Here is a 10,082-nt window from a genome sequence, read left to right as displayed (position 1 = left end):
GCTTTACAAGATGCCGACTTTGTGATGACTCTGCGCCTACAAAAGGAGCGTATGACGGCTCATTTATTGCCAAGTTTACGAGAATATCATCAGCTATTTGGCATTACACGTACAAAATTGCAACTTTGTAAACCTAATGTTAAAGTTTTGCATCCAGGCCCCGTTAACCGTGGTGTTGAAATTAGTTCTGAATTGATGGATGATCCAGAATTTAGTCTTATTCAATCGCAAGTTACTAGCGGTATCGCCGTTCGCATGGCGCTACTATATTTGTTAGGTAGCGGCAAAGCTTAATCCTGACAATACATTTTCACCTGATAATTGGCATATTTTGCACTTCTGCATTCTATCCAGTTCTGATATATTCCTACCTCCTAAGTTTCTTACCTTACTGGCCCAAAGTCCGAGTATAAATTACCTGGCCTTGAGAATCATAAAGGATAAGGGACAGGTTGGCATTGTCACTAATTACAGCTAGAGCTTCTCGTAAGATTTGCAAGTGATTGGTAATATCAACAGCAGTACTAGAATTCTCAGAATAAGGATTAGCCAAGTTATTTTGTCTTACTTGATCATACTCAGAAGTTAAACGGACAGTAATACCTGCATTGTCTATGTTAAAGGTACAAATCTGAATTTCATTAATACAGGTTTTATCCAAGTCAGTGCGGGTTTGTTGCAAACTACTAACAACTTGTACTTTTTCTTGTGCTTGTTTGAGGGCTGTTGAATAGGGTTCGATGAGGGACTGAGCTTGAGTGTAGTACAAGCTATCTTGGGAAATTTTTTTAACAGTTTGTAAAGCCTGCTCCCAGTATGTTGTGGCTGCTTGCCATTGGTTTTGTTGCTCATAAAGCTTGGCTTGCTTGGCGGTACTAAGAACTTGTTGGTAGGTTTTAACAGCTAATTGTTCCTTAGTCGCGCGATCGCGTGCCGCCATCAGTTTAGGTTTATAATCTACCAACAGCTTTTCAGCTTCTTGGTATCTAGGGCTAGTTAAGGGAATACTATTCAAAGCATTAATCGCCACCAGCCAAGTAGACCGAACCTTTTGCCAATCATTCAAAGATTTAGCAGTACCTTCCTGCTTTTCGGCAGCACTAGCTACAGCTTTTGCTGCTGTTAATTTTTTTAGCCATTTTTCCTCAATAAATATCTGCTGATTTACAGCGTGCAAACGAACTCGATAATTAATCAATTTCCCTTGCACTAGCCCATAGAGTTCACTATCGGGACTTATAGTTTCTAGTGGTGCTATAGCCTGTCGCCATAAATGTTGCCTAGCTTGTAATTCCTCTAGGCTAGATGCAGGAGTTTGAACTTTTTGTGTCGCCAAAGATCCTGTCTGCAAAGCCTTGACTACTTGGTTAATTCTTCCTGCTCGTCCAGACAAACTTGCTTTTAGTTCTTCCGACTCTTGGTAACGCGGCGACCAACCAGGAATTGCATTCAAGGCTCCACTAGCTGTAGCAAGTTGCTGTACAACAACAAGTAATTCTTTTTCAGACTTAGCGCGGCGCATCAGTTGCGGAGATTTTGTTTTTAATTGTTGGGCATTTTGTATTTCTTTACACTCAGTCATCACACAAGGGCGAGTCAATAAATAAGCACCACCACCTAAAACGGCAATCCCCACCAAAGCTGCACCCAGTAAGACGGGTTTGATTTGAAATGTTCGCTTTGCAGTTGGCAAATTCGGCACATCTGCAAAGGGGTCAAACGGTTCCTCTTCCTCAGTCTCATCAACTGATGGAGAATAAGTCAGAGCCGATGAAGAAATAGAAAAATATTCCTCCCCTGCTTCTCCCCATCCCCCCATCTGCTTCATAGCTAAGAAACATTTGGCATAAGGGAGTTGTTCACCAAAAACTCTGAGGAAACATTGCACTCGCTGCTCTTTGTGGGGTGCTAGAGACTGAAGTACTTCCTCGATGACTGCAAAGATTGTCTGAGCGTCAGCTATTACATCTGATTCATGTTGCGTTAAAATCATTAGCCCGTCTTTATTGACGGCACACTTAACCTCGAAGACTTCAGCCGATGAGACTTCTACAAGCAATTGTTCCTGCAAAGTCTTGGCTAAAAGCTGTAAATCTTCGTGCTGGACTGCTACTTTCATAGAGCTTTCCCGCTTAACTTCTATATTGTTTTGATTATTTTTAAGAGGATGAAATGAACTTTTTAGTTTTGTTGAATGCAAATGCACAATTTAACCAACCACAGCCTGAAAATCTGAACGACCAACTTTCTAACACAAATTCTGACTTTTCACCAAAAATTAAAAAAGTAATTATTGTTCGCATCGCTACATTTTCACGTTACTAGATGCAAAATTAAATAATCTGTCTTCAGATATAAATTACAAATAAAAAATGGGAATAATAGGAATTTTGAGTATTTTCACGGCATTATTTTGCGACAGTTAAATTTAAAGTAGCTACTATTCTGTAAAATTTTGGTTGCAGAGCAGTTGTGAAAATTTTATCCAAAGGTTAAGGAAACAGTTCTAGGTCAGAAGGTTTTGACAGAAATGGTAGTTATCTTCTATGCTGGGAAACTTACTGAGGAGATTAATTACCTGTTGTGGCTCTAGCACAAACAGGTTAGCTATCAAAATTAATATGCCTCATTTGCTGGGTTCGATAAAATTGATACGTGAAAAAGAAATTTTTATAGCTGCCAAAAGCTTAATTTTTAAATAAAAGTGCTGCAAAATATTAAAACAGCATTCATTAAAAGCTTGGAAAGTGTCAATACAAGGTGTATCAATGGATTTATTAGAGTATCAAGTTAAAGAATGGTTTGGGAAGATAGGCATTCCGGTCTTGCCCTCCCAACGGATTGACCATCCTACAGATTTGAAACGTTTAAAAATTCGCTTTCCGATTGTACTGAAATCTCAAGTACATGGAGCAGAGCGGGCAAAAGCGGGTGGAGTCAGGTTTGCGGAAACGACAATTGATGCGATAGCAGCTGCTCAAAATATTTTTAGTCTACCAATATGGGGCGAATTGCCAGAAGTGGTGCTGGCAGAATCCCAATACGACGCGAACCAAGAATTTTATCTAGCGGTAGTTTTAGATACTGCTGTCTGCCGACCAGTACTTTTAGGTTGTAAAGAAGCAGACATCGATTGGGAATCTGCTGGGGAAAAAATGCACCATGTTGTCGTGGAACAGGAATTTTCGCCATTTTATGCCCGAAGACTGGCTTTGAAAATGGGTTTACAAGGGGCGCTGATGCAGTCGGTAAGCGGCGTTTTGGAGAAGATGTATCACTTATTTGTGCAAAAAGACCTGGATTTAGTCGAAATAAATCCCTTGGCAGTCAGTGCTAATGGTCAAGTTATGGCTCTTAATGGTAAAGTCAGGATCAACGAACGGGCAATTAAGCGTCATCCAGACCTGGCAGAAATGGCTGCAAAAATTATTAGCCGTCATACCAGTACTGAAATTAACGGTATTTTAGGTGACTGGGATGGTGTAAAAATGCACGGAAAAATCGGTATTTTAGGTAATGGTACTGGTTCAGTAATGGCAACTTTGGATTTAGTCGCCAATGCTGGTGGCAATCCAGGTGTTTGTTTAAATCTACGTCATGCTTTCCTCACAGATACGACACCAACTACCTTCCGCGATCGCCTAGAGACAGGTCTGAAAATCCTGGAAGCTGACAAAAGCATTCAAGTAATACTAATAAACTTTCTGGGTAGCATTCCTCAAACTGAGGAAGTGGTTGAAGTGATAGCCAGAGTTGTACAGCAAAACAACAGCGAACTTGAATCACAAGTTGTACGTTCTAATGGTAGTAAAATTCGTCAAGTACAGAATTTTACGCCCATAGTTGTCCGTCTTGCTGGTTCTGAATTTGATGCTGCTAGAAAATCTTTAGCAACACTAAAAACCCACAGCGATGCGCTACTCGTGGTAGAAAATTTAGATGAGGCAGTAGCGGCAGCAGTTCGTCTTGCTAAACCAACTGCTAATAAAAAGTAGTGGCTATGATTTTGTTCCAAATAAAAAATTATTAATTTTTACCACGTAAATATATTGTTGGGAATTGGGAATTGGTTATTGGTCATTTGTCATTAGTTATTCTCCCCCTGCCTCCCCTGCTCCCTGCTCCCTACTCTCCTCGCCTAGTGGCTTAACTCACTGGGTTGTCAAACTTACGGTAATTTTTTATGAACCTAACGCCAGAAAGTAAAGTATTAATTCAAGGCTTTTGTGAATTTATATCAGGCACTCATGTTGCTCAAATGCAAGCTTATGGTACGAATTTGGTAGCAGGTGTCAATCCGGGATGTGGCGGACAGGAACTGCATGGACTGCCAGTATTTGACTTAGTAGAGGAGGTAATAGAACAATTTGGGGTAATTGACACAACAATTATCTGTGTAGATCCTTACGACGTGCTAGATGCTGCATTAGAAGCGATCGCATCTCATATTAGCCAGATCATTATTATCACTGCTGGCGTGCCACCTTTGGATATGGTGCAATTACTCCGCAAAGCCGAAGCCTGTGAGACTTTGGTAATCGGGCCTAACAGTCCGGGGATCATTGTGCCGGGAAAAATTCTTTTAGGCACTCAACCTAGTGAGTTTTATACTCCTGGGGTAGTGGGAATCGTTAGTCGTAGCAGCACTCTCACCTACGAAGTTGCTTACGAATTAACAAAAGCAGGTTTGGGGCAGTCGATTAGTGTCAGTATTGGTAGTGATGCGATCGTTGGTTCTTCCTTTCTCCAATGGTTGCAAATTCTGGATGAAGATGAAACTACAGAGGCGATCGTTTTAGTTGGTCAACCAGGTGGTGGTAGTGAAGAAGCAGCAGCCCGGTATATTGCTGAAGCAATTGATAAACCAGTAATTGCCTACATTGCAGGTAGACAAGCGCCACCAGGAAAAAGTTGGCGGCAAACAGGGACTTTAGCAACGGTTATCGGACGCGATCCTAACTTTGGGACAGCCCAAAGTAAATTAGCCGCTTTAAAAGAAGCAGAAGTTCCAGTAGCTGAACGCCCTTCTCAGATTCCAGAATTATTGAGAAAGGAAATTAAAATTAATTAATTACAAAAAGCGAAGGAAGCAATAATCTGGCTTCGTCTGCCAGTTTTAATCCATGAGTAATAGCGATCGCTCTTGATGTGATAATCTCGTCAAAAGTTCGCCCAAAGCGCTGCTCAAGCCAGCGATGACGAGATTCGTTTTGCACTAGCTTTAACAGCCTCCCTGCGATTAGACCAAAATGAAGTGCCGCTAAAGCAGCGTAGGTAAAGCGCACAACACGTTCATCCCCAGTCCACCCAGCAGAACGCAACCCCGTTAAGTAACCCTCAAGCACAAGTTTTTCCAAGGGTATCAGTGATGAACCATCGACAAGCAATAAGAAAACGCTGTCCAGCACCAAATTTATGATGTCTTCTCCCAAGACACCATAGCCAACAAAAGACCAATCGATGAGAACAGTCTGGTCATTGCCATCTGCGTTACGTCGAGAAAACAAGTTGTTGGGCGTAATATCAAAGTGGCAGAGTGTATGGGGTGTTTTGTCCACAGCGTTGAGAAGGATATGGCGATCGCTCCACAAGTCCATGACGCGATCACCGATATCTAGGGAAAATATCTGTTTTAGTAGTGGGTGCTGCCATAAAGTAGGTTCTCGCAACGCTTCTAAAGCAGTACTATCGATATTGCATACCCATGCCCGATGCCAGCCACGACTTAGCCAAGGCTCAGAAGGTAATGATTGCGCCATTGCATAGCTTCCTTGTAAATAGCCAAGGTGACGGGCCGCTACACCAAAGCGCTCCATAGTCCAAGTGCTGCCAGGACTGCCCTGAATATCCTCCAGCCACAGCCAGACGACATTAACAGATGGCTCTGTAATCCCGAAGCAACGGGGGGCTACTAAGTCGCCAGTCAAGTTATCGAGGATTCCTGACCTATATATCAACGCCTCACGCTGCCAGTAATTCCAGTGTGTGGGGTCTTGAGAGGAATTGAAAATAGAGCCAGCATTTTCTGGTTGTAGGTGCAAAATCTTTAGAATAACCGACCAAGAGAATTGTTTGCTGCCATTGTTAGCAATACCAGTAATGCGCTGCAAACCGGCTGTAACGTTATTAATAATATGGTGAGCGATCGCTTCGGAGTGCCATTCGCCCAGAGTCGCAGTTTTACTGTCGAGTATACGACGGACAACGGCCGTTAATTTCACCTCATCAATTAGCGGATGCGCGGAAGGTGAATTCATTGAATCAATGCTTTCTAAAATTTCAACGTCTGGCTGGAGCTAGGGCAAGAAAGAATTGTTTAACAAATTTATTTTTTATCTTAGGGACTTCTAGTTAAAAAAATATCTGATCGTAGGGGTGCAAGGCCTTGCACCCCTACTAATCTAAAAATAATTTGGGATAATTTATTTTTTGCAACTCCCTTACCCATGAAGACAATCTTTGAATCTTGAATTAACGTTCTAGTAAAGTGTCACCCCTTGGTTATAAGCATTAACAAAACTCGTGTAGTCGTACTCGACTTGAGTTGCATAGTCTACCGCAAAATTAACAATTTCGTCTTTGAATATAGACTTGTTACCGCTCACAACATCAGTAATTTCTTTATCAACACTTACAGAAACGATCGCAGGCTCGTAGTCTTTATCTGAGATTGCATGGTTCTTGGCAACGACTTTTCCCGCATATCCCATTGCATCCATGAATTTAGACTTAGTGGTTAGTAATTTATAGTCAAAGTCCACTTGGTAGGGTGATTTTTCATGCAGCATAAAGGGGATGCTATTAACTGTTGTGTAGCCAAACAAGGGATCAGTATTGGAGAGCATTGCTTTTGCGGTGATTGTTACCCGCGCCCCTTCTTGGTTTCCGTAAACCGAAGTTGGTAGCAGACCTGGAACTGCCATGGCAACTGCACTACTACCTTCCTGCTTCATCTCCAGAATACGATCGTCGTCGATTGCTGAACTTGGGCCTTCAATCAACAAGTAATATCGGTACTTGCCAAGACTACCAGTACCTGAACCTAATTTGAGGCGAATATCCTTGAGGGTGTAGTAACTATTGTTATAGCGCTTACTGCTAGAAATTGAGGCGATGTAGCTACTCATAGCTACATCAATGTCTGAATAGGTGCTGTTGGATACAGGCTGGAGTTCTGCGCTTGTCTGAAAGACTCGATTGTTACTGGTATTTAGCTGAGTGTATTTCGTTAGCAAGCTAGAACGGCTCTTATCTGATGCACTTTGAATCAAATCTTTGACCACACCGTTCGTATTACTAGATTCCAAACGATATGATAGTTCATCATTGGTTCCCTTAAAGTCGCTCATCTTATTGAGATAAGCATCCAAAAAATTCCGCACAATATCTTGAGCGTCACTTGAACTAAGACCGTTCTCTTTAGCTGCCAACAAAATCGAGACTGCCATCCGTCGCAAGTCCCAAACGTAGGGGCCAAGATAGCCTTCATCAAAATCAGTGGTGTCAAAAACGTTATTATCATTGCTATCTCTCATTCCCCCAAGATTTTGCAGGTGCATATCTCCCTCTAACCAGATAGCTGAGGTTGAAGAATTTACAAAATTTGAGCTTGGAAAGGTCTGCATATCACGATAAAAAATGTGAGCTGTTCCCCGATAAAAGGCGAAGGGGCTAGCTGTCATCTTTTGCATCTTCGTTGCCAATTCTTGAGGCAATTGAGAAGCAAAGGGATGGTTGTATTGGTAAATTTCATTCTCTACCCAAGTTGAATGGAGAGTTGCAGCTTGAACGAAAGATACAAACCCCAAACTTAAAATTAAGATAAGTACAATTACAGTTATGTGTTTGCGTTTGGGCATGACAGTCTCTTAAGGGTAAAAAAATGACTCTTGCTAGACTCTTGTGTAGAGGCAATCATCCAACAACAATTTTTACCACCTTAAGCCATCGCTTGAAAAGTGATTTAAAGCACAATGCAATAACTATTTACTCTAACAATTGTGAGAAAGTATAAAAAACAATTTTTATTACACTATACTTTACGTATTAAGTAATTAAGGTATACAACAGATATGAAACTTTATAGCTGGATCTACACGAGTAATGAATAATATCCAAGAATAAAAAAATCAAATTATTAAACAATATGGAGAATGGACAGCACACAATATAAAACTAACAGAAGAGATTTATACTATTTCTGCTCAAATAGAACAGCAAGGTACAACTGAATGTTTACTCCAAATTATTTCAGATAATATAAAAAAGCCTATATCTGAGTTGAGAATTTTAGATTTAGGATGTTTGGAAGGGCTGTATTCTATTGGCCTAGCTTTACATGGTGCGACTGTAGTAGGAATTGAGGGAAGAGAAGTTAATTTTCAAAAAGCAAAATTTGCTAAAGAATGTTTAGGTTTAAATAATCTTGAATTTATCCAGGATGATGTTTTGAATTTAAGTCCTGAAAAATATGGATATTTTGATATCGTTCTTTGCTGTGGCATTCTCTATCACTTAAATGTTCCAGAAGTATTTAATTTTATAGAAAAACTAGGAGAAGTTTGTACAGCGTTTACAATTATCGATACTCACTTTGGAGAACCAGAAAAAATATTTATTCATAAAGGTAAACAATACTGGGGCAGCCTCTATCACGAGTTTGATGAAGACGCAACCATAGAACAAAAAGCAGATTCTTTATGGGCATCGCTGCACAATAATAATAGTTTTTGGTTTACACCATATTCTTTGTTCAATTTATTACAAACTTCGAGTTTTACTTCTGTATATCAAAGTTTTATCCCAATACCAAGTCAACAAGAGAATAGATTTGTCCTATTAGCTCATAAAGGTGAACAAATAGAAACAAAATCAAGAGAATGTAAAAATGGTGTTTTAGAGTATCCTTTTTAAATTTATTCACATATTTCCCTTTTTGTCTGATTATCGCAAAAAGGCTTATGCTCTTGCTCTGGTTGGGCGGATGCCATCTCTTCCAGCAAAAGCAGAGAGTTGTGGGCAACATCTGCCCCTGAGCGTTTTTATTTAAATTCATGCCAAAGGATTCAAAAAGGTAAAATTGTAAAGAACCGTCACAACGTAATCATGTCAGCAATCCAAACAACTGTGGTTCTTGCCATGACGGCCGATGGAAAAATTAGCGCCGTAGATCCTCAAGCACCCCGTGATGCCGATCCAGTTGATCAAGCACACTTAGAGTATCAAGCTTCTTTTGCCGATTTAGTCTTGGTAGGAGCAGGAACGATTCGGGCTGAGGGAGGAACCTATACAATTCGCAATCCCGAACTTTTAGCAGCACGTAAGGTTCGAGGTCAGTCTCCCCAGCCTATTACCTGCGTTGTCTCAGGTTCCCTAGACCTATCACTGGACTTGCCTTTTTTAAGCCAGGACATTGAGCGATGGATATTTACAACACGGGCTGGTTTGAAGCGTAATTCTGATGCAACAAGCTTGCAAAAGCTTGCTGAATTAATCGATTTGGGAGAGACAGACCTAGACTGGGATCGGGCCTACAGCTTGATGGCAGAACGGGGTATTCACAAAGTCATTGTTTTGGGAGGCGGCGCTTTAACAGCTACTTTACTAAAGGCAGGGCGAATTAACGATTTGTGGTTGACAATTTGGCCCATCATTTATGGAGGAAAGGACGCTCCTACCCCGGTGGAGGGAGAAGGTTTTCTTCCCACTGCTGCTCCTCATCTGGAACTCATTGAAACTCGTCAAGTTGGAAGTGAGTTGTTTTTACACTATCAGACGATCAAATAAGAATGTGCTGTCATAATTACAACTAAAAAGCGCCCTCCCGAAGTGGGAGAGCGCTTTATTATTTAGCTAGTTGAGTTAATGCTTGAAAATTAACCGTTGATAGCAGGAGCAGAAAGAGCAACAGGAGCAGATTCAGCAGATGCCAAATCTAGAGGGAAGTTGTGAGCGTTGCGCTCGTGCATTACTTCCATACCCAGGTTAGCGCGGTTGATTACATCCGCCCAAGTTGCAATCACACGACCTTCAGAGTCAATGATTGATTGGTTGAAGTTGAAACCGTTCAAGTTGAACGCCAT

8 protein-coding genes and 2 pseudogenes are annotated in these 10,082 nt (G+C 41.1%); 6 read left to right on the top strand and 4 right to left on the bottom strand.

The genetic code is table 11. The features are described from left to right. Positions 1-294 (top strand): annotated as a pseudogene (locus GNF10_RS31975) (aspartate carbamoyltransferase); the annotation flags it as partial. Positions 295-388: 94 nt separating this feature from the next. Here the strand turns inward: GNF10_RS31975 and GNF10_RS31970 are convergent. Further along, the gene (locus GNF10_RS31970; protein WP_185581520.1) at positions 389-2,119 is read right to left on the bottom strand and encodes a hypothetical protein; all 1,731 of its coding nucleotides are present in this window, start codon (positions 2,117-2,119) and stop codon (positions 389-391) included. A 53-nt stretch (positions 2,120-2,172) separates the two neighbouring features. Between GNF10_RS31970 and GNF10_RS31965 the strand changes: the two genes are divergently transcribed. From GNF10_RS31965 to GNF10_RS31955, 3 genes are all read left to right on the top strand, one after another. Then, positions 2,173-2,325 carry a hypothetical protein gene (locus GNF10_RS31965; protein ID WP_185581521.1) on the top strand — a complete coding sequence of 51 codons (153 nt, stop codon included), beginning with the start codon at positions 2,173-2,175 and terminating at the stop codon, positions 2,323-2,325. A 443-nt stretch (positions 2,326-2,768) separates the two neighbouring features. Then, positions 2,769-3,995, top strand: a complete 1,227-nt coding sequence (locus GNF10_RS31960) for a succinate--CoA ligase subunit beta (RefSeq protein WP_185581522.1) — start codon at positions 2,769-2,771, stop codon at positions 3,993-3,995. 188 nt (positions 3,996-4,183) lie between these two features. Next, on the top strand, positions 4,184-5,071 hold the full coding sequence (locus GNF10_RS31955) for a CoA-binding protein (RefSeq protein WP_012411469.1): 888 nt from the start codon (positions 4,184-4,186) through the stop codon (positions 5,069-5,071). On the opposite strand, the gene GNF10_RS31950 is transcribed toward GNF10_RS31955, so the two are convergent. Beyond that, the gene (locus tag GNF10_RS31950; RefSeq protein WP_185581523.1) at positions 5,064-6,257 is read right to left on the bottom strand and encodes a phosphotransferase; all 1,194 of its coding nucleotides are present in this window, start codon (positions 6,255-6,257) and stop codon (positions 5,064-5,066) included. The two genes, GNF10_RS31955 and GNF10_RS31950, sit on opposite strands and share 8 nt — an antisense overlap. 222 nt (positions 6,258-6,479) lie before the next feature. Then, positions 6,480-7,859, bottom strand: a complete 1,380-nt coding sequence (locus tag GNF10_RS31945; RefSeq protein ID WP_185581524.1) for a DUF2252 domain-containing protein — start codon at positions 7,857-7,859, stop codon at positions 6,480-6,482. A gap of 421 nt (positions 7,860-8,280) precedes the next feature. On the opposite strand from GNF10_RS31945, the gene GNF10_RS31940 reads away from it, so the two are divergent. Both GNF10_RS31940 and GNF10_RS31935 read left to right on the top strand, forming a co-directional pair. Then, positions 8,281-8,913 (top strand): bifunctional 2-polyprenyl-6-hydroxyphenol methylase/3-demethylubiquinol 3-O-methyltransferase UbiG, encoded by a 633-nt coding sequence (locus GNF10_RS31940; protein ID WP_221643598.1) that lies wholly within the window; start codon positions 8,281-8,283, stop codon positions 8,911-8,913. 192 nt (positions 8,914-9,105) lie between these two features. Next, on the top strand, positions 9,106-9,786 hold the full coding sequence (locus tag GNF10_RS31935; RefSeq protein WP_185580611.1) for a dihydrofolate reductase family protein: 681 nt from the start codon (positions 9,106-9,108) through the stop codon (positions 9,784-9,786). Between the two features lie 89 nt (positions 9,787-9,875). Here GNF10_RS31935 and GNF10_RS31930 read toward each other — a convergent pair. Beyond that, positions 9,876-10,082, bottom strand: a pseudogene (locus GNF10_RS31930) (photosystem II q(b) protein); the annotation flags it as partial.

Source organism: Nostoc sp. UCD121, assembly GCF_014222285.1.
Classification (GTDB): Bacteria; Cyanobacteriota; Cyanobacteriia; order Cyanobacteriales; family Nostocaceae; genus Nostoc.
This window is presented reverse-complemented; position numbering and strand designations above follow the sequence as displayed.

Excerpts from the sequence above, each read along its gene's own strand:
- GNF10_RS31970 (WP_185581520.1), bottom strand. The coding sequence starts at position 2,119 with ATGAAAGTAGCAGTCCAGCACGAAGATTTACAGCTTTTAGCCAAGACT.
- GNF10_RS31965 (WP_185581521.1), top strand. The coding sequence starts at position 2,173 with ATGAACTTTTTAGTTTTGTTGAATGCAAATGCACAATTTAACCAACCA.
- GNF10_RS31960 (WP_185581522.1), top strand. The coding sequence starts at position 2,769 with ATGGATTTATTAGAGTATCAAGTTAAAGAATGGTTTGGGAAGATAGGC.
- GNF10_RS31955 (WP_012411469.1), top strand. The coding sequence starts at position 4,184 with ATGAACCTAACGCCAGAAAGTAAAGTATTAATTCAAGGCTTTTGTGAA.
- GNF10_RS31950 (WP_185581523.1), bottom strand. The coding sequence starts at position 6,257 with ATGAATTCACCTTCCGCGCATCCGCTAATTGATGAGGTGAAATTAACG.
- GNF10_RS31945 (WP_185581524.1), bottom strand. The coding sequence starts at position 7,859 with ATGCCCAAACGCAAACACATAACTGTAATTGTACTTATCTTAATTTTA.
- GNF10_RS31935 (WP_185580611.1), top strand. The coding sequence starts at position 9,106 with ATGTCAGCAATCCAAACAACTGTGGTTCTTGCCATGACGGCCGATGGA.